Annotated in this window: 22 protein-coding genes; 2 read left to right on the top strand and 20 right to left on the bottom strand. The window is 62.0% G+C overall.

The features are described 5' to 3' along the window. Window positions 1-152: 152 nt before the first annotated feature. The 20 genes from CORGL_RS01445 to CORGL_RS01350 form a co-directional block, all read right to left on the bottom strand. Complete coding sequence (locus tag CORGL_RS01445) at window positions 153-1,139, bottom strand: YitT family protein (RefSeq protein ID WP_156789850.1); 987 nt, start codon at window positions 1,137-1,139, stop codon at window positions 153-155. A gap of 287 nt (window positions 1,140-1,426) precedes the next feature. After that, window positions 1,427-2,278, bottom strand: a complete 852-nt coding sequence (locus CORGL_RS01440) for a MetQ/NlpA family ABC transporter substrate-binding protein (RefSeq protein ID WP_013708147.1) — start codon at window positions 2,276-2,278, stop codon at window positions 1,427-1,429. A 110-nt stretch (window positions 2,279-2,388) separates the two neighbouring features. Beyond that, the gene (locus CORGL_RS01435; protein WP_013708146.1) at window positions 2,389-3,054 is read right to left on the bottom strand and encodes a methionine ABC transporter permease; all 666 of its coding nucleotides are present in this window, start codon (window positions 3,052-3,054) and stop codon (window positions 2,389-2,391) included. Then, on the bottom strand, window positions 3,047-3,817 hold the full coding sequence (locus CORGL_RS01430) for a methionine ABC transporter ATP-binding protein (RefSeq protein ID WP_013708145.1): 771 nt from the start codon (window positions 3,815-3,817) through the stop codon (window positions 3,047-3,049). The genes CORGL_RS01435 and CORGL_RS01430 overlap by 8 nt, the downstream gene beginning before the upstream one ends. Before the next feature lie 284 nt (window positions 3,818-4,101). Next, window positions 4,102-4,728 carry an Asp23/Gls24 family envelope stress response protein gene (locus CORGL_RS01425; RefSeq protein ID WP_013708144.1) on the bottom strand — a complete coding sequence of 209 codons (627 nt, stop codon included), beginning with the start codon at window positions 4,726-4,728 and terminating at the stop codon, window positions 4,102-4,104. 127 nt (window positions 4,729-4,855) lie between these two features. After that, window positions 4,856-5,389, bottom strand: coding sequence for a DUF2273 domain-containing protein (locus tag CORGL_RS01420; RefSeq protein WP_013708143.1), 534 nt, complete (start codon window positions 5,387-5,389; stop codon window positions 4,856-4,858). After that, window positions 5,376-5,924 carry an Asp23/Gls24 family envelope stress response protein gene (locus CORGL_RS01415; RefSeq protein ID WP_013708142.1) on the bottom strand — a complete coding sequence of 183 codons (549 nt, stop codon included), beginning with the start codon at window positions 5,922-5,924 and terminating at the stop codon, window positions 5,376-5,378. The genes CORGL_RS01420 and CORGL_RS01415 overlap by 14 nt, the downstream gene beginning before the upstream one ends. A 76-nt stretch (window positions 5,925-6,000) precedes the next feature. Continuing rightward, complete coding sequence (locus tag CORGL_RS01410; protein WP_013708141.1) at window positions 6,001-6,762, bottom strand: YebC/PmpR family DNA-binding transcriptional regulator; 762 nt, start codon at window positions 6,760-6,762, stop codon at window positions 6,001-6,003. A gap of 131 nt (window positions 6,763-6,893) precedes the next feature. Further along, window positions 6,894-9,071 (bottom strand): DUF6020 family protein, encoded by a 2,178-nt coding sequence (locus CORGL_RS01405; RefSeq protein WP_013708140.1) that lies wholly within the window; start codon window positions 9,069-9,071, stop codon window positions 6,894-6,896. 3 nt (window positions 9,072-9,074) lie between these two features. Then, the gene (gene lgt / locus CORGL_RS01400; protein ID WP_013708139.1) at window positions 9,075-9,890 is read right to left on the bottom strand and encodes a prolipoprotein diacylglyceryl transferase; all 816 of its coding nucleotides are present in this window, start codon (window positions 9,888-9,890) and stop codon (window positions 9,075-9,077) included. Between the two features lie 70 nt (window positions 9,891-9,960). Continuing rightward, the gene (gene dcd / locus CORGL_RS01395) at window positions 9,961-10,530 is read right to left on the bottom strand and encodes a dCTP deaminase (protein WP_013708138.1); all 570 of its coding nucleotides are present in this window, start codon (window positions 10,528-10,530) and stop codon (window positions 9,961-9,963) included. A gap of 67 nt (window positions 10,531-10,597) precedes the next feature. Further along, window positions 10,598-10,876 carry a NifU family protein gene (locus CORGL_RS01390; RefSeq protein WP_013708137.1) on the bottom strand — a complete coding sequence of 93 codons (279 nt, stop codon included), beginning with the start codon at window positions 10,874-10,876 and terminating at the stop codon, window positions 10,598-10,600. Window positions 10,877-10,999: 123 nt separating this feature from the next. Then, a complete protein-coding gene (locus CORGL_RS01385) occupies window positions 11,000-15,634 on the bottom strand; it encodes a 2-hydroxyacyl-CoA dehydratase (protein ID WP_172633505.1) in 4,635 nt (1,544 codons plus the stop codon). A gap of 61 nt (window positions 15,635-15,695) precedes the next feature. Continuing rightward, complete coding sequence (locus CORGL_RS01380) at window positions 15,696-16,427, bottom strand: TetR/AcrR family transcriptional regulator (RefSeq protein WP_013708135.1); 732 nt, start codon at window positions 16,425-16,427, stop codon at window positions 15,696-15,698. Window positions 16,428-16,658: 231 nt separating this feature from the next. Further along, window positions 16,659-17,546 carry an HAD family hydrolase gene (locus CORGL_RS01375; RefSeq protein ID WP_013708134.1) on the bottom strand — a complete coding sequence of 296 codons (888 nt, stop codon included), beginning with the start codon at window positions 17,544-17,546 and terminating at the stop codon, window positions 16,659-16,661. Between the two features lie 45 nt (window positions 17,547-17,591). Further along, a complete protein-coding gene (locus CORGL_RS01370; protein ID WP_013708133.1) occupies window positions 17,592-18,404 on the bottom strand; it encodes a ZIP family metal transporter in 813 nt (270 codons plus the stop codon). A gap of 124 nt (window positions 18,405-18,528) precedes the next feature. Beyond that, window positions 18,529-19,224 (bottom strand): ABC transporter ATP-binding protein, encoded by a 696-nt coding sequence (locus CORGL_RS01365; protein ID WP_013708132.1) that lies wholly within the window; start codon window positions 19,222-19,224, stop codon window positions 18,529-18,531. A gap of 1 nt (window position 19,225) precedes the next feature. After that, window positions 19,226-21,697 (bottom strand): ABC transporter permease, encoded by a 2,472-nt coding sequence (locus tag CORGL_RS01360; protein WP_013708131.1) that lies wholly within the window; start codon window positions 21,695-21,697, stop codon window positions 19,226-19,228. Window positions 21,698-22,123: 426 nt separating this feature from the next. Further along, complete coding sequence (locus CORGL_RS01355) at window positions 22,124-23,479, bottom strand: MFS transporter (RefSeq protein ID WP_013708130.1); 1,356 nt, start codon at window positions 23,477-23,479, stop codon at window positions 22,124-22,126. 110 nt (window positions 23,480-23,589) lie between these two features. Beyond that, the gene (locus tag CORGL_RS01350; protein ID WP_013708129.1) at window positions 23,590-24,327 is read right to left on the bottom strand and encodes a TetR/AcrR family transcriptional regulator; all 738 of its coding nucleotides are present in this window, start codon (window positions 24,325-24,327) and stop codon (window positions 23,590-23,592) included. 206 nt (window positions 24,328-24,533) lie between these two features. On the opposite strand from CORGL_RS01350, the gene CORGL_RS01345 reads away from it, so the two are divergent. Continuing rightward, window positions 24,534-25,121, top strand: a complete 588-nt coding sequence (locus CORGL_RS01345; RefSeq protein ID WP_013708128.1) for a GNAT family N-acetyltransferase — start codon at window positions 24,534-24,536, stop codon at window positions 25,119-25,121. Further along, window positions 25,118-25,861, top strand: coding sequence for a response regulator transcription factor (locus CORGL_RS01340; RefSeq protein ID WP_013708127.1), 744 nt, complete (start codon window positions 25,118-25,120; stop codon window positions 25,859-25,861). The genes CORGL_RS01345 and CORGL_RS01340 overlap by 4 nt, the downstream gene beginning before the upstream one ends. Window positions 25,862-25,949 lie beyond the last annotated feature (88 nt).

The following is a 25,949-nucleotide window of genomic DNA, read 5'->3' as shown; positions in this document are numbered from 1 at the left end:
GGAGACGCATGCAGCACCCCGCAGAACCCGGCCTTCACGTACGCCAAGAATACTACCCATCAATTGCAACTTATACAACCGGATGCAAAAAATCTCACATTTTGACACTTAGATTTTTTGCTGCGTGCACCAGCATGCTTTGCGGAGGGGACTCAGCCCATGTCGCGAAAGCCGCGCCCCACGATTTCTGAGCTGTCAACGATGGTGATGAACGCGCATGGGTCGATCTCTCGAACGAACCGGCGCAGCTTCGCGGCCTGCCGACAGGTGAGCACGCTCATGATCACGGTCTCGCAGCTACCTGAGAACGCGCCATAGCCCCGGCTGATCGTGGCGGTGCGCTCCAAGCGCTTCACGATGAACGTTTCTACCTCAAGCGGGCGTCGGCATATGATCGTGCAGACCTTGCGCAGATGTATGCTCTCGATCGACTTGTCCACCACGAGCGTCTTGGCAAACAGGCCCAAAACGCAGTAGAGTCCCACACGCGGGCCATACAGAAGCGCGGCGATGCACACGATGCCGACATCGACCAGCATGAGCGCTCGGCCGATCTCAAGACTCGTATAGCGCTTGAGGATCATCGCCAGGATATCGGTACCGCCCGTCGAGGCACCGATGTCGAACACGATCGCACTGCCGATCGCCGGCAACATGACAGCGAAACACAGATCCAGCCACATGTCCCCGGTCAGCGAGCGTCCGTAGGGAAAGATCCATTCGAACAGCGAAACGTAAGCGGATAGCGCGAAGGAGGCGAAGACGCTCCACACGAGCTGGCGTCGATCCAGAAAGATGTAACCGAGTCCGACGAGTACGATATTGAGGATCCACATGAACGCGCCGACAGGAAGCTTCGGCATGAGCGTGGCGAGTACGACCGACACCCCCGATGTGCCGCCGAAAGCGAAGTTGTTCGGCGTCTTGAACAGCACAACCGCCAAGGCGGTCAACACGAGACCGAGGTTGAGCATCACAAGGAACTGGATGAGATGAGGGCGGCTGCCGCGTTTCATGCACACCTGTTCGCCATGAGCGACCGCTTCAGGCGTGATCAGATGTCGGATCGGCTCTACCGGAGGGACGGCCTCCAAGGTTGCGAAGCCGACTCTGTCCGCCCCCTCTGAACCTGAAGACATCAGCTCGGCTGGTGGCTCTCCTCCATCGCTGTCGCCCTCACGAGCAGCACACGACTGAGATTCATCGGACGATTCCGCGCTCTCGTTCGCCATCTTGCATCCCCCTTGGATCAACAGCGACATATACCGATGCGACAGATGGTATCAAGATACAAGGTGAGCACAAGACCAGGTCGGCATATGACACAAAAAGGGTGATGATCGTGCAGCGTCGCTACAAGATGGCGGCGATTCGCAAATTTATTCGCCAGCGACATGAAGACTGCGATGGCCGGTCACCAGATGCTTTAGAACGCGGGCTGCACATCCTCCCCATACGTGTCTTTGAGATAGGCTTTGAAATCATCGGACTGCAGCGCCTTGACAAGTGCGCCTATGTTCTTGTCGTCTTTCTTCTCCGATGTGGTCGCTATGATATTCGCGTACTGCTTGACCGCCTCGGAATCAGGCGACTCGAAGGCGATCGCATCTTTCACATGCAGATCGGCTTGGAGTGCGAAGTTGCCATTGATGATCGCGAAGTCGACCGATTCCAGCGCACGCGGAATCGCAGCCGCCTCAAGCTCTTGAAACTCGATCTTATGCGGATTGCTCGCGATATCTTTGGTCGTCGCCTCGAGGTTCGTCGGATCCTTGAGTTCGATCAGCTTCTGTTCTTGAAGCAGAAGCAGAGCCCGGCCCTCGTTGGTGGGATCGCTGGGAAGTGCGATCTTCGCGCCATCGGAGATCTCGGCCAGATCAGCTGATTTGCCAGCATAGATGGCGATCGGTTCATAGTGGATGGCACCTGCGTTCACGAGGTCGGTCTTGTTCTCCTTGTTGTAGTTTTCGAGGTACTGAACGTGCTGAAAATAGTTCGCATCGATATCGCCGGATGTCGTATCCCTATTCGGGTGAATATAGTCGGTATACTCCTTGACAACGAGATCGATACCCTTTTCCTTCAGTTTGGGCTTGGCGAACTTGTTCAGGATCTCAGCATGGGGAGCCGCCGAGGCACCGACTCTGAGAGAATTGGCGTCCCTGGTGGTAGCCCTGTTGCATGCCGAGAGCCCGCCGAGTGCAAGAAGTCCGAATGCGGCGAGGGTGCCCTTCACGACACCGCGACGGGAAACTGCAGCGTTCGATATGGTTCGCATGATAATGTACCTCTCCTTGAAATATGATTTGACACTGTCGATCCGGTCGCGTCGCGCCGGTCACTGGAGTTCGAGCCAGGCGCCCCCCGGGGATCGGTTGGCACTTCGGCTCACCGATGATCCACCTTGCGCGCAATGAGATTGCACATACCCTGGATGATCTGCACGAGCACGATCAGCAGGATCACGGTAACGAACATGACATCGTTCTGATAGCGGTAGTAACCGTAGCGGATCGCGATGTCGCCCAAGCCTCCCGCGCCGACCGCACCGGCTATGGCGGTGTAGCCCAACACGGCGATCAGGCTGACCGCGACGCCGCGAACAATCGAGGGCAGCGCCTCGGGCAGCAGCGCGGAAAACACGATACGCGGCAATGAGGCTCCGCAGGCCTCGGCGGCTTCGACAGCCTCATGGCTGACTTCCGCCAGAGACTGCTCCACCATGCGCGCGATAAACGGGGAGGCGGAGACCACCAGCGGGAGAATGACGCCGCGCACACCGGTCGACGTGCCGGCAACGGCTGTCGAGACGGGCATGAGCGCGACGAGCAGTATGATGAAGGGCAGCGAGCGACCGATATTCACGACCCAGCCGAGAACGGCGTTGAACACCGGCTTCGGCCTGAGCGAACCCGGAGCCGTGAGATGCAGAACGACGCCTATCGCTATGCCGACCGCATACGCTATCGCTGTGGACAGAAAAACCATGACGAGCGTATCAATGACACCCTGAGACAGCAGATCGCCGAACTCACTCAGAAAATCGCTAATCATCCCAGTCCGCCCTCCCCAGAAGCACGCGCGTCGCCTCGGCCTGCGGATTCGCGAATACACTGTCGACCGCACCGCGCTCGACGATGCGTCCGCTATCGAGCACGGCCACGCTGTTGCAGATCTTTTCGACGACATCCATGGAATGAGTGATCACGACCAGCGTGACCTGCGTCTCGCGATTGATGTCGCGCAGCAGTTTGAGAATCGTGTTCGTGCTCATCGGGTCCAGTGCGCTGGTGGCCTCGTCGCACAAGATGACCTCCGGCTCGCAGGCCAGCGCCCGAGCGATCGCGACACGCTGCTGCTGGCCTCCGGAAAGCTGTGCCGGATATGCCGAAGGCTTGTCCTTGAGTCCGACGCGCTCGAGCAGAGCGAGTGCGCGCTCGCGATCGTGCGCAGTGACCCTGCCGTTCGCTGCAAGGAATGGAAAGCACACGTTATCCAACGCGGTCTTTTGCGCGAGCAGGCCGAAGTTCTGAAAAATCATGGCGACCCGACGGCGATACGCTCGAAGCGCTCCTTTGGAGAGCCTTGTGACATCTTGACCGTCAACGTAGACCCTGCCTGCGGTAGGTCGCTCGAGCAAGTTGATGACGCGCACGAGCGTCGACTTGCCGGCTCCGCTCATCCCGATGATGCCGAATCGATCGCCGTCCTCGATATCGATGGAGATGTCCCTGAGGGCGCGAACGGCGCTCTCGGCGGATCTTTGAGCCGAGATCGCCCCGTCATAGGTCTTGGAAACATGCTGAATGCTAATCACGATTGATACTCCGCTTGATATGAGGTGATAGGCGGGCCGTCCCGCGTGAGACGACCTAGTTGAGACGCCCGGTCCTATCATACCCGCAAAGAATGCGCGGCATGGCAAGGAGCCCGGGCGAGGGCATCTCCATGACCATCATCATCTTATGTGCAGCGGTCGCAATCATGGGAATGAGAATAGCATGGCTTCTCGGGATAAGGCAAGACCGATTTTGCTGCGACGCGCCCGGAATCCGAATCGAAACAATGCGGGGATAGCGATGGGGCGCCCGCGATGGGGACTCAGATATCCGAGTCATTCGGCTCGGCATCGGATGCGTCGTTGCCGATCTCATCTATGAAGCGTCTCTTGCTTTCGTTGTACGTCTCACGAGTCACCACGTCCTCGATGCGCAGATTGATGCCAGCGACCTCGAGGCCGGTCATCGCGGTCAAGCGATCGGTCACCCTGTTCTTGATATCCTCGAAGATAGCCGGCGCGTAGCATCCGTATTCGATTATGACCGAGATGTTCACGACCACGCGATTGTCATCGGTGACTTCGACTGTGACGCCCTTCGTCAGATTTTCAGCCCCGAGGTGCTCTTGAACGAAATGCATGAGGTTTCCCTTCATGCCGAGCACATGGGGAACCTCTCGCGTCGCCATGGCCACGATCTTCTCGATCACCCCACTCGAATAGGTCAGCGAGTCCTCGGACTCATCCCCGTCATCGTCGGCATCGTCCTGATCGCCCTCAGCGATCTCGGGCGGTGCGACGTCGGCCGGCTCATCGTCGCCATATCCGGGAGCGGAGACGCCACGATGCGGCTGTCCCGCATCCTCTGCGGGCAGCTCGCTGATCCCAGAGGGGGTACCTGCGACCTCGACAGCTCGCTTGATCTTGCTGTCCCCACCGATGTCCGTCATCGCGGCGCCCCTCTCAGTTGCTCCCATCGTCTGCGTGCAGACCGAGCGATCGGGAATCGTGGCTCATCCCACCCGATCGCTGCGGCCCCGTGCGCGGCTTGCGTCGCGCGAGATCACAGTAACGATATTACGACCGATCTTTGAAGAGTCGCGCGAAAAAGCCGATGATCCCTGTATCCCCATCGAGGATCTGCCCGATCGCGGCTCCGATAAGCACGAACAGGGCGATCACGATCGTATGCCACAGTCCGAAGCCGAGGATGAACAGCGCCAAGATGAAGCCTATGAGCGCAAAAAGCGTTGAATGCGGATGCTTGCTCGCATAGCTCCAAAGCGATCTGCCGAAGCCCGCGAAAAAGCCGACCGGATCCGATGCGGAGCCGTCCGAGTCCCCTTGCGAGCCGCCCTTCTTCTTCCGCTGTTCAGACTCCTGCTGGTTGTCATTCTGCTTCGAACGGTCGTCCTGCGTGGACCCCGTTGACGCAGATGAGGATGACGAGTCTCCGTCCGCGCGCGAAGACTGGGAGCCGTCTGCGGATGAATTCTCCTTTTTTGAAGTGTCCTCGTCATTCGTTGAATTCTTGGTGGACTTCTCAGCCTGCTTGGGGTTGCGCTCTATCGATGTCTTGGGTGCCTTGCCACCATTGTTACTCTTGCTCATGATCGACCTCTCTGATCGCGGTTGTGGTCTTGGTCGGCAGGAATCTCACACGCGCGGATACGCCCGATGTGCCGAGCATGTGCTCGCATGCTGAAACAACTCGCTCCTGTATTCGCTGCGCCATCGCATCGAGATCGGTCTGCTTCAACGGAATGGCATCGATCGTGAGACGCACCTCACTGCGGTCACGACCATGGATATGACCGCGAACGCCTTCAATCATCACATCTTGTGACTGCGCCGCCGCCCGAGCCGTGGAAATAAGCGCTGCCAAGCTGATCTCGATGCTCTCATCACCCTTCGGTCGCACGCTATCCGCCTCCGGCCTCGAGGCGATCGCTCGAATGAGCGTGATCAGGATTCCGAGCCCGACGATCGCCGAGCTTACAATGATCGCGATACGAGCCCAAGGACGGTCTATCATCTCTAGCAGCTGAGTCTCGAGAGGGCCGAACAGCAGAACCGAAAGCGATCCGATCACCACGACACCGGCAAGGGTGTACACCAAAGCGATGATGATCTTCAATACACGCATGCGTGCCTCCTTTCAGACGTGCGCGGTCGCGCACGCGCCCGATCGGATACCTTGACGCATGCTCTGCCGCGCTTCCTCAATCCTCCTCGATCGCTGCGATGACCTCATCGGTCATCTGCATGGAGTGGTACACGTCTTGCAGGTCGTCAAGCTCCTCGAGCCGATCGATGAGGCGCATGACCTTCTTCGCGTCAGCGGGGCTGACCTCCGTGGGAGTGTTCGCCACCATGACCAGCTCGGAGCCTTTGACATGTACGCCTTGGTCCTCGAGGCTCTTCGAAACGGCTGTGAGATCGCCGGCCGCCGTCCAGACGACCCAATCCTCTCCAGCGTCCTCATAGTCCTCACCGCCCGCTTCAGCGACCTGCATCATGAACTCATCTTCATCGGGGCTCTCGTCTTTCGTGACGATCACCTGCCCCAAGCGATCGAATTGGAAAGCTACAGAACCCGTTGTACCCAAGTTTCCACCTGAATGACTGAACGCAGAACGTACATCTGCAGCCGTGCGGTTGCGATTGTCCGTCAGGGCCTCGACATAGAAGGCGACCCCCGCCGGGCCATAGCCCTCGTAGACGACGGTCTCATAGTTGGCTGCATCGGCACCGGAGGCGAACGCTTTCTTGATGGCGGAGTCGATCTTGTCCTTCGGCATGGATTGCGCGCGGGCCTTGGCGACCGCAGCTGCCAGCGAGGCGTTGTTCTCGGGCAGAGGATCGCCACCCACGCGCGCGGCAACCGTGATGTTGCGACTCAGTTTTGAGAAGAGCGCGGAGCGCTTCGCATCCTGCGCGCCCTTGCGGTGCTTGGTCGTTGCCCATTTTGAGTGTCCGGACATAGAAGGTCTCCCATCGATCAGCGAGACTCGAGCGCGAGGCGGCGAGCCGATATATACACACGTGGTTGCATGATATACCGAATATCGCAGCTGCGAAAGCCTATCTCGCGTCTCCCATGCAATTCCCAAGCTCAGAGGTTGCGCTGGATCCACAGGATGCGCGGGTGCCCGATCGCGATCGGGACGACGAAGGGCAGGCACACGATCGCCGGATACAGATAGCGCATATAGGTCGATCCATTGCAGGGTCCCGTGATGCACACCGCAAGGACGCACCAGATGGGAGCGAGCAGCGCGAGCCCGAACCATTGCCGCGAGCGAAGTTCGTATACGCTCGTCAGGACGAGCAGCCAGACGTACGGCGCTGAGCTCATGGCAAGCGATACGAGAGGGCAGCGCTGCACGGCGACGCGGTAGATGAGCACCGCGTGATCAAGCGCCTCCGATATCGGACCCCCCAAGCGGTGGAAGTCGAAGTGCGCTCTCAGCGAGGAACTGCTCATGCTCTCCTCGCTTGACACGGTGCTGTAGACCCATACGTCGCGCTCGCTCGGATAAAAGTAGCCGAAGTAGTTGTTCGCGGTCGCCGATAGGTAGACCGCCGGGTCCTTTGAGAACATCGTCGCCCACACACTCAGGTACGCCATCAGATCGGCGCTCGAGGCGTGTTCGTTGAACGAGTCCTTGACGCCATCGGATTTGCTCGGATCGTAGCGTCGGGCAAGGGTCGCATATCCGAGAACGCGATCGATCGCGGCGCGCTCCTCGGCGGAAACGAGGCCATCGGAGGTTCCCTCGGACACCCCGGCATGAGCGCTGTCATGTTTGGCGACGAAGCGCGCCGTCTGCTGAAACGGAATGGACATGGCCTCGCGGCGGCTGCCCGGCGTGATGCCCAAGGCGGGCATGAGGACCGCAGAGAAGCCGATGTGGAGCATCGCGACGACTGCAAGCACGGCGAGGGATCCGGCGACGATCCGCCCTTGCGAGCGGAGCCGGGCAATTCCCGCGGTGAGAAGGCATGCGACGACTGGAAACACGAGGCCCCCATTGCGCAGGAACGTCGTGCCGAGCGCGGCGAGACCCAAAGCGATCCAAGTCCGTGCGGAAAGACCCGAAGAGCAGACGGGAATCCTCGTGAGGTCCGTCGTCTTGGAGCAACGGCACCCGAGGGCGTCGGGACGAGACGCGCGGAGAGCCGTAAGCACCTTCGCCAACTGGATGACGAGCAGCAGCAGCGCATCGGCGAACAAGACGTCTTTGGTCAGGAGCACCGCGTAGTTCGCAAACATCGGCATGAAGAGAAAGAACGCGGTCATCGCAGCTCGAAAACGGATCCCCAAACCGAAAAGGCGCAGATTATAGAGCAGATAAGCCACTGCCGCCGCCGTCAGCGCGAACTGAGTGGCGGTGTAGATGAGCAGGCCCGCGTTCTCGTCACCGAATAGCGCCAAGCCGATCTGGACGCAACCGCCGAGAAGCGCGGTGTGCACGACGGGATGATGCCCGTTCAGAAGCACCGACGGATTGACGAGATCGAGATAGCTGCTTGTTGCATTCGGCAGATTGAACCATTGAAGAATCTGGGCGGGGGTGTCGCCCATGAAGATACCGGGGCAGGCAGCGATGAAGGCAAAAGACCATGTGATGGACACCAGCAGCAGCGGCCCTCCAAAAGGGTGTCTGTCAAGAATGAATCTCGTGGCCCTTCCCCATGAGGAAGATCGAGGTGCACCATCGGAACGACCGGGCGCACCGAGACGGTCGAACCATTCGAACAACAGGTAGATGCCCACATGGGCCAGCACAGCCCATCCGAGCCACGCGAGGATGGACTCCGCGATACGACTCGCGTCTCCCAGCGCGAGCCGCGCGCTGTCCTCGACATCATAACTTCTGCCGAGGACCATGCAGGCGGCGATTGCTGCAGCGGGCACAAGAACCGAAGGGCGCCACGAGTCGCCTCGTCTGAAGAGCACATAGCGCATCGGCAGCAGCAGCAGACAGGCGAGCGCCGCGAGCAGCATGACATCAGCATGGCCGGCGAACGAGAACAGCACCTCGCAGCAGATGTAGAGCAGCCCGCTCGCACCCGGGGCCACCTCGCGAATCATATCGTGGGTCGGCCTCGATGGATCGATCGATATGACAGCTGTCGAGAGAAGGGCGACGGTCAAGGCGATAGCGTTCTGCGCACCTGAATAGCGCCGGTGCGTCGCGTCGCGTCCCGAGTCCGAAGTCGGTCTCGAGCCTCTGCCTCGATCACGCCCCGTCGCGAGATCACGTGTGCGATCCGGGTGGCTGCGCATGAGTCACGCTCGCATTCGCTTGCGCTGCGGACGCCTCGCGCGCAGAGCGAACGCGATCAGGCACGCGCCTATCGCGATCAGCGGAAGCGAGAGGATCTGGCCCATGGTGACAACATTTGCGAACAGATAACCGAGCTGGGCATCGGGCACCCGCACGAACTCGACTATGAACCGGGCGATGCCGTACCCGAACACGAAGACGCCTATATAAGTCCCCTGAGGCAGCGCTGGTCGGCGCCGACTCAAGATGTAGAGAATCGCGAGGAGCACGATGCCCTCGAGACCTGCCTCATAGAGCTGGGATGGGTGCCTCGCCACGTTGCCTGCCGCACCCCCGAATACAACACCCCACGGCAGATCTGTCGGTTTACCCCAAAGCTCGCCATTGACGAAGTTGGCGCATCTTCCCAAAAACAGCGCTGCGGGCACGCCTGTGGCCGCGAGGTCGGCGATGGTCCATGCGGACAGGTTCAGCTTGCGGCAAGCTAGATATCCTCCGACGATTCCACCGACCAGTCCCCCGTGGAAGCTCATGCCGGCACGCGACAGGATCTCCGCGGGGTGGCTGAAATAGTAACCATCACCATAGAACACGATGTAGAACAGACGCGCACCGATCAAAAGCCCGAGCACCGCTGCAAAGGTCACGCAGTACAGCTCATCGTCGCTGATGTTCAGATCCCAGCGGCGCTGCGTTCGATGCATGATGACGCCGACGAGCGCGGCACCGACGACGTAGGCGATTCCGTACCAGTAGATCTTCACGGGTCCGACCGAGAAGGCAATCGGATCCACGCTGTGATAGAGAGCGTTCAGCATGCGCTGGTTTCCTCCTGAGAGATCGCAGGCTGATAATACCTGGCGATAGGCTCTGAGCGCACGGCCGCCATCACGGGCGGCGTATGCTGCCGAGCGGACGGGCAGCCGTGGCGCCGAGCTGCCCTTGATAGTGACTGTGCAGCTCGGCGCAGCCGTACGGCCGCTCGACCGGAGAACTCATGCGCTCGAACGATATCTGACCGATTCGCATGCCCGGACGCAAAAGAATCGGAAGGTTCGCGACGTTGGACAGCTCGAGGGTCACCTGACCGTCCCAGCCCGGATCCACATAGCCCGCCGTGGAGTGGATCATGAGCCCAAGCCGACCCAAAGAGCTTTTACCCTCGAGCTTGCCGAGGACATCATCGGGCAGACCAATCCGCTCAAGGGTTGTCCCCAGCGCGAACTGTCCCGGATGCAATACGAATGCGTCCTCACCGCCCACCGTAACCTCTTCCGTGAGATCGGGCTGATGAATCTGGGGATCGATCGCGACATGACTCGAATTTCTAAACACCCTGAAGTCGCTGCCGAGTCGCAAGTCGATCGATGCCGGTTGGATCAGCTCGGGATCGAGCGGGTCCAAGGTGATGCGCCCGCCGGCGAGCTCGATCTTGATATCGCGATCGGAGAGAACCATGGCTCAACCTCAACTTCCTGGCACGCAGGCCACAAAGCGACGGCGACGTGCCGCCAGACGGGCCGGACTAGAACGGAGCGTACTCGTCATACAGCTCGTCCATGCCACCGGTATCGTTCACGGCCTCGACGCGCGTGACGCCGGCCACATGCTCCTTCAAGACGCGCTCGATACCCATCGACAGGGTCATCGAGCTCATCGGGCATCCTGCGCACGCACCCTGAAGCTCAAGTTGGACCACGCCGTCATCGTCGACGCCGACAAAGGTCAGATCACCGCCATCGGCCTGAAGGTTCGGCCTGATCTCATCAAGCACCCGTTTGAGATGCTCCTCATTGACCGCCATGAGAGCTCCTTTCGCTATCAGCTGACGCGCAGACGCGCGAGCTTCCGATATGATACTACAAGCTCCTACCCGACCCTGCCGCCGATGAGTCCGCGAATCTGTTGCGGGCGCCGATCAGCGAGCTCATTCCCGCCTGCGATGCAAGCGGGCGCGAATGGACGGACGATCCCTGTGGGGCCGCAGGCGCTGGTCGACCTCGTCAAGATCGAGCGGGCTGACCGGCTCCATGACGAAGCCGCGGCCGGAACGCAGATTCTCCTTTGCAACCGAGATCATGAGCTTGATGCGATTCAGCTGATTGACCTCGGAGGCACCCGGATCGTAGTCCACCGCAACAATGTTGCTCTCGGGATGCTGGCGGCGCAGCTCCTTGATGACCGCCTTGCCGACCACATGATTCGGCAGGCACGCGAACGGCTGGGTGCAGATGATATTGGGGGCCCCGTGCCCGATGAGATCGATCATCTCGGCCGTCAGAAGCCACCCCTCACCCATGTTGTTGCACAGCGAAAGCACGCGAGCGGCCTTCTCTGCCATGGCGGAGATCGGCTCGGGAGCCTCGAAGCGCTCGGAGCGCGCGAGCAGCGCGTCAAGCGGTCGACGCATCCAGTCGACGAGTCGCATGGCCGCGGCTGCGACGGCTCTGGACCTCACCGAGCTGCCCAACTCATCGCGCTGAAGATGCGAGCCGCTCAAGGAATACAGAAAGAAGTCGAGCAAGCCGGGCACCACGGCTTCACAGCCCTCGCGCTCGATGATGTCCACAACATGGTTGTTGGCCGTCGGATGGAACTTGACGAGAATCTCACCGACGACGCCGACGCGCGGCTTTGACCCCTCGCCGGCAAGCGGCAGCGTATCGAACGCTTGAATCGCCTCTCGAGCGAGCCGCGTGAACGAGTGCCGCGTGAGGGCCGGGGCAAGCGAGCGCGCTCTGTCCATGAGGCGTTCGAACAGCGCATTGGCGCTGCCGCGCTCGACTTCATAGGGACGCGTGCGATAGAGCATCTGCATCAGCGCATCACCGAACAGGATGCAGTACACGACCGCTTTGAGCATGGTCGGCGTCAGGTGGAAACCGGGATTGCTCTCGTCGAGCGCCACAGCTGAAAGCGAGATGACAGGGATGTCAGCGTGACCGGAGTCGCGCAGCGCCTTGCGGATGAGAGCGATGTAGTTGGTCGCGCGGCACCCTCCGCCTGTCTGGCTGATGAGCACGGCGGTGCGGGACAGATCGTAGCGACCGCTCTCGACAGCCTCCATGATCTGACCGCACACCAGAATCGATGGGTAGCAGATGTCATTGTTCACATAGCGCAGGCCCGCCTCGATCGCATCGCGATCGGTGGAGGGCAGAAGCTCGAGGTTGTAACCGGCTTCGCGCATGACCTCCTTGATGAGGTCGAAGTGGATCGGCGCCATCTGAGGACACAGGATCGTGTAGCCCGCCTCGCGCATCTTCTCGGTGAAGGGCACCTTCGTGAAGGCGGCCGAAGCACCGATGCGCTGAGCCTCGAGCCGTTCGCGATGCGTGGCGAACACGGGCACGTCGGCACGAGGCCCCGGGGGGTTCACGCCCCCCGGGGCCGCGGCACCCGTCCCCTCGACGCTGGCGCCGTCGGATGCGCTTCGCCTATCGTGGTCGCGTGGCGAGACGGCCTGATCGGCGAGCGCAGCCATGAGCGAGCGGATGCGGATGCGAGCAGCGCCGAGGTTTGACACCTCATCGATCTTGAGGACGGTGTAGAGCTTGCCGGAGGCCTCGAGGATCTCCTGGACCTGGTCGGTCGTGAGCGCGTCGAGCCCGCAGCCAAAGGAGTTCAGCTGGATGAGATCGAGATCGTCGCGCAGCGTGACCAGCCGTGCGGCGGCGTAGAGCCTGGAGTGGTACATCCACTGGTCGACGACGCGGATCGGCCGCTCGGGCTTCACGAGGTGCGCGACGGAGTCCTCGGTGAGCACGGCGAACCCGAACGAGCTTATGAGCTCGGGCAGCGCGTGGTTGATCTCCGGATCGTTGTGATAGGGGCGTCCGGCGAGCACGATGCCATGGCCGGAGTGCCGCTCGATCCATGCGATCGCCTCCTCGCCCATCGTCTGGATGCGCTCATGGAACGCGGCGTCGGCCTCGTAGGCGGCGTTGACCGCCGCATCGATCTCTGCGCGCGTGATGGCCGCGCCGCGCAGACGGCCGCGCCCGGCGGCGGCATCGGCCACGCGCTCGCGGGCGAGCAGATCGAACAGGCGCCGCTTGAGCTCAACCTTGTCGTGATAGGGCACGAACGGGTACATGAACTCGATGCCGCCGGTGGAGATCTCATCGATGTTGAGCCCGAGCGCGGTGGGGTAGCTCATCACGATCGGACAGTTGTAGCAGTTGCCCGCGGCGGCATCCTCCTTGCGCTCCCAGCGCACGCACGGCATCCAGATGAAATCGGGGTCCTTGCCGATGAGGTCCATGATATGGCCGTGCGAGAGCTTGGCCGGGTAGCACACGCTCTCCGAGGGCATCGACTCGATGCCGGCCTCATAGGTCTTCTTGCTGGAATCGTCGGACAGGACGACCGAGAACCCGAGATGCGTGAAGAACGCATGCCAGAACGGGTAGTTCTCGTACATGTTGAGCGCCCGCGGAATGCCCACCGTGCCTCGGGGAGCGGTGTCGCGCGGCAGCACCGGCCGATCGAACAGCAGCTCGTTTTTCCGCGCGAACAGGTTGGGCGCCACGGTGCGGCCGCGCCGGTGCCCGGAGCCCTTCTCGCAGCGGTTGCCGGTGATGAAGCGCCTTTTGCCGCCGAAGTCGTTGATCGTGAGCAGACAGTTGTTCGCGCACCTCCCGCAGCGTCCGTGCCGCTGCTCGACGGCGAGCGAGGCGATCTCCTCGGCGGGCAGGATCGTCGAGACCCCTGCAGTCGCGCGATCGCGCGCGAGCAGAGCCGCCCCGAAGGCACCCATGCAGCCGGCGATATCGGGGCGCACGGCGTCGATGCCGCAGAGCAGCTCGAAGGCGCGCAGCGTCGCATCGGACATGAACGTGCCGCCCTGCACGATGACCTTGTCTCCGATCTCGCCGGGATCGCGCAGCTTGATGACCTTGAACAGGGCGTTCTTGATAACCGAGTAGGACAGCCCCGCCGCGATGTCGCCGACCGTGGCTCCCTCCTTCTGCGCCTGCTTGACGCGCGAGTTCATGAACACCGTGCAGCGGCTGCCCAGATCGACCGGTCGCCTCGCCGCTGCAGCCTCGCGCGCGAACGCGCGCACGTCCATGTTCATCGAGATCGCGAAGCTCTCGATGAAGCTGCCGCAGCCCGAGGAGCACGCCTCGTTGAGCATGATGTGCTCGATTACGCCGTCGCGCACCCGCAGGCACTTCATGTCCTGCCCGCCGATATCCAGGATGAACTGCACGCCCGGCAGGAACGCGCGAGCGCCGCGCAGGTGCGCGACGGTCTCGATCTCACCGGAATCGGCCTTCAGGGCCTCGATGAGCAGCGCCTCGCCGTAACCGGTCGTCGTCACGTGCCCGATGGTGCAGCCTTGCGGGATATGGGCGTAGAAGTCGGCCATGATCGTCTTGGCGGTGCCCAGGATGTCGCCGTTGTTGCTGCCGTACCACGTGTGGAGCAGCTGAGCGTCCTCACCCACCATCGCCGCCTTCATCGTGGTGGACCCGGCGTCGATGCCGATGAAGACGCGGCCGGTGTAGCCGGCCAGCTCGCCTTTGGGCACGATCTCGCGATCATGGCGCGCCTTGAACGCCACCCAGTCGTCTTCGGTGGCAAACAGCGGATCGAGCCGCTCGACCTCGGAGCCCTGTGCGTCGCCGAGCGCGTCGACGGCGCGAATGAGCTCGGAGATCGTGACGTGCCTGTCCGATTCGCGCGCCATCGCGGCTCCTGCGGCCACGAACAGGTGGGCGTTTTCCGGTACGATCCTGTGCGCCTCATCGAGATCGAGCGTCAGATAGAAGCGGCGGCGCAGCTCGGAGAGATACTGCAGCGGCCCGCCGAGAAAGGCCACGTTGCCGCGGATCGGTCTGCCGCAGGCGAGCCCGGAGATGGTCTGGGTGACGACGGCCTGGAAGATCGACGCCGCCACGTCCTGCGGACGAGCCCCCTCGTTGAGCAGGGGCTGGACATCGGACTTGGCGAACACGCCGCACCGGCTCGCAATCGGATAGATGGTTGTGGCACCGGCCGCCAGCTCGTTCAGACCGGCCGCATCGGTGTGCAGCAGCGTCGCCATCTGGTCGATGAACGCCCCGGTACCGCCGGCGCAGGTGCCGTTCATGCGCTGCTCGATGCCCTGATCGAAGTAGATGATCTTGGCGTCCTCGCCACCAAGCTCGATGGCGACATCGCAGGTCGGAATCAGCGTCTCGACGGCCCGCTTGCTCGCGATGACCTCCTGCACGAACTCCAGGTGCAGCCACGTCGAGAGCAGAAGCCCGCCTGATCCGGTGATGGCACAGGTCATAGATGCATCGCCGAGGGCACCTGACGCGCTCTCGAACAGATCGCGCGCGCAGGCGCGCACATCGGTATGGTGGCGTTGGTATTTCGCGTAGACGATCTCGTTGGCATCGTCGAGCACGGCGAGCTTGACGGTTGTCGAGCCCACGTCGATCCCCAGATGCAGCTCTCCGCGAACGGCATCCGATTGAATGGTGACGGCCTCGGGGTCCGCGTTCGTCGCACAGCCGCGCCGATCGATCGCATCGATCCCGGAAGTCACTGGTTTCGCATTGATGCTCATGTCCACGTTTTTCCTCATTTCCATCTGATCAGCGTAGGCGGAGTGCATATCAAGTCGAAGCTCACGCCTGCACCTCGGGTTCACGTCGCTCGCGCTGAAGCCCGATCAGCTTCATGCCGTACTCCGGCACGTTGATGTCGATGGGGCGCCCGTAGAGGTCGCCGGGTCGAACGAACGCGATCACGGTCATGATGCGCGCCATGGTCTCAGGGTCCTCCGCCAAGCCGCCGGCGAACCAGCGCTGGATGATCCCCATCTCCGCAGCGATCACCGACGCGAGATAGTAATCGAAAAATGTCCCCAGCACCCCGGGGAAGATGCCCTCCCGCATGCGCTTGGAGACCACTTCTCCCACATCGGACATGATCCGCTGCGCGAAGGCGGGGTCGCCACCGGGTCCGAGCAGCGCGCCGATGAGCTCCCCGTTGTTCTTGAGATAGCCCAGCAGCTCAACGGAGCCGGGCGCCGGCTCGAGCGCATCGATGTTGCGGTACAGCGAGGGCAAATCGCTTGCGGCCAATGCTGCCACCCGTCGGCCGATCTCCTCCAAGATGCCCGACTCGAGCCGCTCGATGAAATCGGGGATATCGCGATAGTGCGTGTAGAAGGTGCGTCGCGTGAGGCCGGCGCGCTCGGTGAGCGCCGCGACGCTGATGCGGGAGAGGTCCTCCCCGGCCGCGAGCTCCGCGGCGAGCGCATGGCGCAGGGCGAGCTGCGAACGGCGCGAACGGCGGTCGCTCTTGGGAGACATCTCAGGCGAATGCGTGCTGGAAACCGATTCTCGCGTTGTCATGAACCATCCTTCGTTGAATGCGGGAAACGCTACCGGCACGGGCGCGACAGGCGATCCCGTGCGAGGCAATTCTATTTCACTTTGTGAGCATTATTGCACATATTGAGCAATATAAAAAAGAAAACTCATTTGCCCGACAGAATCGCGCCCGATCTTCGACGCGCGCCCCTCAGCGAGCCGCCCTGAAGGGGCCGAATGCCACCGAGCCCTCTATCCGATCTAACGGGCCGGTCAGCTTCTCTGGCATCTAATCTCGGAGCCGTCCTTTTTGCGTTCGACGGCAGTCCGGGCGCGCTCGGTCGCGAGCGTTCTCATCATGTGCCGCGGAACGGCGTGGAACACGCAGCTGCCGATCACGGCGCCGGCGGCGCGCTTTGCCGCCTCGCTGCCGTTGCTCGTCGCATATGAGTTGGAGAATCGGGTGAGCATCTCGATGTCATTGCCGCCATCGCCGTAGACCGCGATCTCATCGCCCGGGATCCCATAGTGATCGGCAAGCCAGGCAACAGCGGTCCCCTTGTTCGCGAGTCGAGCGGTGATCTCGAACATCACGGGATTGAAAGGGGCGTTGACCACGTGGTCGGCGTGCTCTGAAAGGAAGTCGTGCAGTTCGCGCTCGACACCCGGATCGCTCACGCGCGCATTGATCTTGCAGATGTCATGGGCAAGAACCTGTGCGATCGTCTGCTCGAAGCAGCAGTCCCGATTCATCTTCGCACGCATGCCGCGCATGATGATCGCCCGCAGCGGATTATCGCGCCTGAAGCCCGCCTCGCGCTGCTCGCGAGTTCCCCTCACATAGCTGCGCCTGACACCGACTGCTTCGAGGCAGATGTCCGGAAAGGTTCTCATCAGCTCCTCGAGAAACGCTTTGTCGATCGGCACATGGTGCAGGAGCTCGTCTGATTCACTGAAGATGATCGATCCGTTCGAACAGATGACGGCTATGTTGCCCTCGAAACCGAACTCTGTGTTCGAGCGCATCGTGCGTCCGGTTGCGACCACGAAATGCGCGCCGGCATCTGTGATCCGACGGATCGATGAGAGGATCGTTCCGTCGACCGTATGAAGAAAGTTCAGCAGGGTTCCGTCGAGGTCGGCGGCAAACAGCTGTATCATGCACAGGCTCCTATCATGTGTTCCGCATACAGGGTAGCCCAAAGCTCAACCCAGCGCCACGTCGAGCACCATCATGATCACAAAGCCGACGATGACGCCCAGCGTTCCGATGTTGGAGTGCTCTCCGAGATGCGCCGCCGGGATCAGCTCCTCGACGACCACGTAGATCATGGCTCCGGCGGCAAACGAGAGCAGCCAGGGCATGAGCGGATGGATCTGATCGCTCACGAGCACGACGAGGATGCCGAAGATCGGCTCGACGATGCCTGACAGACTGCCCATGATGAAGGCCTGCAGACGACTTTTCCCCTCCTTGGCGAGCGGCAGCGCGACCGCGGCGCCCTCGGGGATGTTCTGAAGCCCGATTCCCAGGGCCAGCGCAAAGGCCATGCCGAGATAGATCTCCCCTTGCGCGCCCCCGTGCTGGGCGGCCATGGCGAACAGCAGCCCCACGCTCATGCCCTCGGGGATGTTGTGCAACGTGACGGCCGAGATGAGCAGCGTCGTGCGCTTCCAGCTCGCTCGGACTCCCTCCGTGCGATCCGGATCCTCATGCAGATGGGGCAGCAGCGAATCGAGTCCGATCAGAAAGGCAACGCCGAGCAGAAAGCCGCCCGCCGCGGGGATCCACCCCATCTGGCCCTGCTGTTCGGCCTGCTCGATCGCCGGATCGAGCAGCGACCACATGGAGGCCGCAATCATGACCCCCGCCGCGAAGCCCAGAAAGATGCGATTCGTGAACTCGCGATCCCGTCGCACCAAAAAGACCGCAGCCGCGCCGAGCGTCGTCATGGCCCAGATGAACAGGCAGCCGAGCGTCGCCCAGCCGAGGCCCTGCATGAGCTGAGGAGTGAACATCGCGCACCTCCGAAATCATCGATCGACGCACGCTGCCGTGCTGCGCTCTCAGCATATACCCGCTTTACAGGTCGTTGTGTTCAGCAAACGCGCGCGCAATCGTTCATGCAGACTTTAAAAACCCTTAATGGTTAGCCTGCATCCCACCGTGCTGTCCCAGCCGGCCGTCGCTCATCTCCAGACGCCGATCTGCCGCACGGGCCAGATCCTCGTCATGGGTGACCATGACCACGGGCATTCCACGTTCGGCGTTGATGGATCTCAGCGTGTCAAAGACCTCCCGCCCCGTGGCCGAATCCAAGTTGCCCGTGGGCTCGTCGGCAAACAGGACGTCAGGCTCTGCGACGATCGCCCGGGCGATCGAGATGCGCTGCTGCTCGCCGCCGGAAAGCTGGAAGATTCCCTTGGCGAGCAGGTCGCCGACTCCAAGTGCCTCGACTGCAGCCTCGATGCGCTCCTTCACCTCGGTGGTTGGCACGCGGTTCAGATAGAGCGGAAGCGCGATGTTCTCGAATGCCGATAGGTTCGGGATCAGGTTGTAGGACTGGAACACGAAGCCGAAGCGCTCCCGGCGCAGGCGCGTGAGCTCGTTGTCGGAGCGGTCCGAGATGACCTCGCCGTCGAGGACGACCTCGCCGGCGCTCGGGCGCTCGAGGCCGCTCAGAAGATAGAGCAAGGTTGACTTGCCCGACCCTGACTTGCCGACGATCGAGACGAACTCCCCCTGCGCGATCGCGAGATCCACACCGCGAATGACCGGCAGCGCCCTGCCGCCGGCCTCGAAGGACTTCTCAAGACCTCTCGCCTCCAGGACAGCCATGTCACTCCCCTCCCCGCGCGACGGCGGTGTTGTCCAGCTTCCGAAGCCTGCGCCAGCACAGCAGGTAGCTCACCTCGAAGATCGCCGCCGTCGCCAGGACCGGCCATAGCATGAGTACCGGCCGCGGCGTCGCGATCGAACCGATCATGGGACGGACGAAGACGGTCACGAAGTTGAGGATCAGGTAGCTCAGCGCCGTCCCGAACGCCCCGCACAGCACGCCGAGCAGAACCCCTCGCGAAAGCAAGCCGCCCATGATGCTGCGAAAGGGCTGGCCGATCGCGCGACGGATCGCGAACTCGCGGCACTTGGCCATGATCTCCATAACCGTGTTGTCCATAAGGCCCACGATCACGACTGCTAGGATCAGCGCGTCGATGGCGTAGGCGATCGCGTACACGGGCTGGTTTTCTTTGTCGTTCTCCTTGAGCAAATCGCCGATCGGCGACGCGCCGCAGGTCGCGACTCCCTCGAAACGAGCCTGAAGGTTCCGCGCCACCGCCGCAGCTTCGTCCGGATCATCGATGTTCAACAGAAATGTTGAACGTGAGGGGATGAAGCGGGAGCGGAACTGCTGCTGCTCCATGAACGCGACGCGGCCCAGATTGTCGAAGGAGCGGATCGTCGCGACGATCCTGAGCCTTGAAGTCGCTCCGCCCCACGTGATCCGAGCAGTGTCGCCGACGGCGAGGCCGTGCTCCTCAGCGAAGCCCTGCGAGACAATGATCGATCCAGCCTCGTGCAGCACTCCGAACCCCTTGCCCGCGTCGCCGTCGAGCGGACCGGATGCGACCGGGGCGTACGCGGCAGGGTCGACGCCCGAGAGCTTGAGATCGTCGCCCTCCATCTCAACATCGGCGTCATCGAGCCTGACCGCGCGGGTGATATGAGGTTCGTCGCCGAACACGCTCTCGGCAGACCGTTTTCCGGTCTCGTCCGATATCGTCGCCATGATGTCTGTGTTCGGACAGACGCTGCGCGTGCTCTCGTGTATCAGGCCGCCAATATCGAGGCAGAACACGCTGATGCCGACGGCGATCGCGACCAACACGGCCGAGTGACCGATGCGCCAGTTGTCTTCAGCGAGGTAGCACAGCGCGACGCTGCGTCTTCCGCGCGCGAGCGAGAACAGCACGTCGGCAAGCCACACGAACAGCCAAACGCACAGTTGGAACGCGATGAGCATCGCGGCGGCCTCGAGCAAAAAAGAGGCACTCAGCGCGACCCGCCCTGCGAATCTCATGCTGGCGAGAACGCCGAGCGCACCGCAGACGACGGCAGAGACCAAGGCGATGCCGATCGAGCTCAGCGGACGAACGGCGTGACGCTCGACGCCGCCTGCCATGAGTTCGACCACGCCGGACGACGAGCGCGCGCGAACAAGCAGGAGCACCGGCAGCGGACTCACTAGGACGAACCCAAGAACCAGCAGCCACGGGCCCAGCACCACCGTGGGAGAAACGCTCAGCTCGCCGGCCGAGACGATGGAGGTGAGCCTCTTCAGCGTCGGGACGGACAGGGCAAGGCCCAGCAGCGAGGCCGGGATAGCGACGAGATGGTACTCGACCAGATAGGCGAGATAGACGTCGCGACGGAGAAAGCCGAGGCAGCGAATAACGCCGACCTGCCTGAGCCGGCCGCAGATCAGCGTCCGGAACACGGAGTAGGACAGGTACAGCGCGACCAAGGTCCCGAACAGGGTCATGATGCCGACTATCACCGAGACCGACGTCACGCCGCGCTCGAAGCCCTCCTCGCTGTAGGCCGCTTGGCCCGCAAGGGTGTCAGGCAGCTCACCTTTGATCCTCGCGGCAAACTGTTCGGCGCCGCGCATATCATCGAGGTTCACCCCGATCGAGCTCACCTCGTCCTCCCCAGCGCGAAACAGCGCGCGGGCGGCAGCGATCGGGACATACACGAGGTTGGGCTGGACGTAATCCGGATCTGAGGCGGTAATCGCCGCCACCTTGAGGGCGATCCTGCCGCCGGTAGCCGTCTTCGCCTCGATCCTGCTGCTCACGCCAAGATGATGATCCTTGGCGAACTCCTCGGTGACGACCGCTGCGTCGCCTTCCGAAAGCTTCGAGCGGGAACCCTCAATGAGGCGGAAGGGAAACGTCTCGTCGCGCTCGACCAGATCGGTCCCGACAACCTGGAGCTTGACGTAGTCATCGCCGACGAGCCAAGCCTGATCGTCGAGATACGGCGCGACGTGGGCCACACCCTCCAACTGTCCGATCCGTCGCACCAGATCACCCTGCGCGAACCGTTCGTCTCTTTTCGAGGTAATGCTGACCTGCGTGTTCTGCGACTGCTTACGAAGCAGATCCATGCGGGCCTGCCGCACGCTTCCGGCAAGCGCGATCCCCGATACCGCGAGGACGCACACCAACGTATAGAGCACGCCCATCGACAGGTGCTTCACGAGGTTGCTCCGAATGTTGCGCATCGACAGCAGCAGGATGGCGCGCATGATGCCCTTCTCTCACGATGGGGATCGCATGTCTTGAATTATACGATGGCGGAAGCAATTATCGTTGTTTCATTTTACTCCGCTATCGGCATCAGGCTTTTTTAGGGTCATTTGCTTCTTGATCAGGCGTTCGTCGCCACCCGGCAACGCTAGGGATAAAGGCGGCGAGATGGAAATCGCGAAAGCGCTCTAGTGAGGAGCATCGACGATCACACGTAGATTAACCGGTGAAGCAGCACCGCACAGGTTGTAACGGACAGCATGAACGCTATGACCTTGCCAGACAAATCACCTGGCGCCTCGGCCTACGCATATGCCCCGAACCCGTTCGAGATGCACGAGCGGAACATGAATATGGCACCTACGCACGAGGCTGCTTCCATCGTCGCAAAGAGTTCGCATGCCGCTCGGCTCGCATCACGAAGCTCACGCGGGAAGATGAGCCGTTCGGAACGACGAGCACATGACCAGATACAAGACGAGGGTGCATCCCAGCATCGCCAGGATGACCGTTACCGGCTGAAAAGCGTCAAACGCGACGCCGTAGATCAGCTGGCCCAGCGGCGTCGCGCAGTTCACAGCCGCGAACATGAGCGACATCACCTTGCCGACCAGATCGGTCGGAGCGCTTTGCTGAAGATAGCCCATGAGCGCGATCGAGATGCAGGAGCAGAAGCCAAAGATGAGCGCCAGACAGGGCATCAGGATGATGAAGGTCACCATGGGACTCAGACGAGCGGCCAGGGCGACGGCGAACGGTATCATGCTGCAGCCGGATGCGAGCACGAACGTCGGCACGCGGGCGAACCTGAACAGGCGGGGCCGGGCGGCGACCAGCGCTCCGCCGACAAGTCCGCCGAAACCCAGAGCCGCCTCGGCGATGCCCATGAACTGGTTGGACAGGCCGAGGTATTCGGTCACCACATGGGGTGAGCCGATGGTGATGCCGGCGGCGAGAACAAGATTCAGCAGGCATCCGAAGACGATAGCGTGCCACATGACGGGACGATGTCTCAAAAAGCGAGCGGCATCACGGATGTCGGCGGTGAAGATCGCCAGAAGCCCGCGAGATCCGCGCGCGCCGGACGAGACGGCATCCGCTTCGCCTGCCGTGCCCGCAGCGGAGACGCTCGTCTGCTCGTCATGTCGCTGACAGGGCACGCGGACGAAGATCACGATCAGCGCGCAGGAGATCGCGAAGGCTGCGATGGAGATCTCCATGATGGGGCCGATGCCGAAGAATCCGAGGACCGCGCCACCCAGGACGGGGCCGAGTATCGAGGTCAGCATGCTTACCTGCGTCACCACGGCGACCGCCTGCGTCACATGCTCGGCATCGGCCAGCGACGCCACGCATACCTGAATGGCCGGCTGATAGAGCGCGAGGCCCGCATAGACGAGCATGAGCGCCGCGAATGAGACGATGGTCGCATCGAAGGTCGCTGTGAGCACCAGGTACCCCAGACACACGATGGCGAGGCAGAAGTCGAGCGAGGCCATGAGGCGCTGCTTGCGCATACGGTCTGCCAGCACGCCGCCAACCGGAGCGATCAGCACGTACGGCACGAACGCCGCCGCTGCCACCGCGCCGTACAGCGCTGCGGAGCCGGTCAGGTTGAGCAGGCGAAGCGGCATCACGAACCGCACGATGGTCGCGCCCCCGAGCGAGAAGAGTTGAGCTGCGAGCAGGGCGATGAAGGCCGACGAAAGCAGGCTCCCGCCACTCGAATCTGTTCCGGCCTCGTTCTCACCAGTTGGAGCGGTCTGCCGTTCTGCGTCCATAGATCCCCTGTCATTTTGTCACATACCAACCGTTGGTATGTATAATTGGAAGTAAAACCTTTTGCAGCGAGCATGAGAGACCCCGCCCTCGACGTCGACGCGACCGTCTTCTAATCTCTGTTCGGCGGCTCCACCGTAGCGGCGCTTTCGGCGCACGCGTCCGAATGCGAAGGTCCGACCTCTCCATCTGCCCCATCATCGAAGAACCCGGCAAGATTTATCATGACCTCATTCACGTTCTGGTCGGCGAACTCAATGCCCAGCGAGCGGGCGACGGTCGCGAAGCACCGGACACGGCGCTTGAACTCCTCGATTGTGCCGCGCGGTGCAAACATGGGCACCATCCACAAATTGGCGAGCAGACTCAAGATATCGGCCGCCTCCTGAGGGCAGGGACAGCTGAGCGATCCGTCCAGCACACCCTGCTCGATGACGGGCCTCAGGAACTGGGCGGAGGTGATCTGGAGCGTGTCATGGTACTGGATGGCCAGCAGACGCGCGTTTCTCACCGGATCGGGGTCGGGCTCAATGCGGTTCCAGAGATCAAGTGCGGGACCCGTCGATGAGAAGCTGAGCAGCCGTGAAATCTTCTGCGCGCCGCTGAGCGCCAGGTCGTCACGAATCCGGCGCAGCTCGGCTATCGTGGACTCCATCATCCGATTCGATACGACGTCCAAGATCTCCTCCTTGCTTTTGAAATGATGGTAGATCGCACCCTTGGAGAGTCCGTCAAGATGATCGATGATGTCTTGGATGCTCGTCTCCTCAAAGCCCTTGGTGGTGAACAGCTCAAACGCGACGTCCAGAATCCTGGCGACGGTCTCCTCGGGATATTTATTGCGTGCCATGATGTGCTCGCTCCTCTTGGTCCTCACTGCGAGCGAGGCGCGGTGAGAAAACAATCCGTCTCCTATACATACCGACGGTTGGTATTTTATAAGTGCAGAGAGGTGGTGTCAATGCCTGGAATCAACCTTCTTGTCGCCATTCCATCCTGCTGCGGATGTGGCATAATGGCAGAAAACTTCCTGCAGACGGCATAAGGAGACCCGCTATGGTCATCGAGACGGAACGGCTGCTGCTTCGCCCCTGGGAGGACGCGGACGCCGCGGAGCTCTATCTGCTGGTGCGCGATCCGGTGATCGGAGACAACGCCGGGTGGCCGGCGCACACGAGCGAGGCCATGAGCCTTCAGGTCATACGAGACGTTCTGCGCGGCGATGAGCAGTACGCGATCACGCTCAGAGCGCCACATGGCCCCGGGCGCGACGGCGGCGCAGCCGATGCCGCGACGAGCTGCCCGCTCGTCGGCGCCATCGGTCTCAAGAGCAAGGGCGTCAGCGCGTTCGTCACCTCGCCAACCGAATACGAAGTCGGCTATTGGATCGGCAGAGAGCACTGGGGCAAAGGCTACGCACCCGAGGCGATGCGCGCCCTGATCGAACACGCGCGCGATGAGCTCGGCTGCACCGTCATCTGGGCGGATTACTACCTCGGCAACGATCGATCCCGTCGCGTCATGGAGAAATGCGGGCTCGGCTTCGCGCGCGTGGAGCGCGACGTCGACGTTCCGCTGCTCGGCGAGAAGCGCGATGCCGTCGTCATGCGTCGCGATCTCACGTCGTCGGCCGGCTCGGTATGACATCTCCCGCCCGCGTGCTCATCATCGAGGACGACGCTGACATCAGCCAGATCGTGAGCACCCATCTTTCACGTCACGGCTATTCGTGCACGCAGGCGTACTCGGGAAGCGAGGCGCGGCTGCTGCTCGAGCGCGGTGATAACGCTGCGAACAGCGACGAGAACGATGCGACGCCCATCCCCTTCTCGGTGGTGATCTGCGATCTCATGCTGCCGGGCATGCCCGGCGAGCAGCTCGTCGAGCTGATCCGCGCACGCGACGCGTCCGCGCCGATCATCGTGATCTCCGCGCGCGCCGCGCCAAGCGACAAGATCGACCTGCTGAAACTCGGTGCCGACGACTATCTGGCAAAGCCGTTCGACCTTGACGAGCTGCTCGCCCGCGTCGAGGTCCAGCTGCGCCATCGGCGAGCCCCAAGCGGAACCGCGCCCGGCGCTCACGGCGCGCTCGGCTTTCGCAGCTGGGAGCTCGACACCGAGGCCCGCACGCTCACGGCACACGGCGAGCCGGTCGCGCTCACGCGCATCGAGTTCAATATCGTCGAGATCCTCATGCGCCATCCCCGGCGCGTCTTCACCAAGCAGGAGCTGTTCGAGGGCGCTTGGGGCGAGCCCTACGCCGCCGACGACAACACGATCAACGTGCACGTCTCCAACATCCGCACCAAGCTGCGAGCCTCAGGCACAGCCGATTACATCAGGACGGTGTGGGGCATGGGCTTCAAACTCGTCGAAGAGTGAGGGCGCGACCGCGCACATCTGAGGGCGGGCGTCACAGGTGCGCGGCGACCGCGAGCCGCCGGCCACGATCCGCTCGGTGGCTCGCACC

The sequence above is a fragment of the Coriobacterium glomerans PW2 genome (genome assembly GCF_000195315.1).
Classification (GTDB): domain Bacteria; phylum Actinomycetota; class Coriobacteriia; order Coriobacteriales; family Coriobacteriaceae; genus Coriobacterium; species Coriobacterium glomerans.
This window is presented reverse-complemented; position numbering and strand designations above follow the sequence as displayed.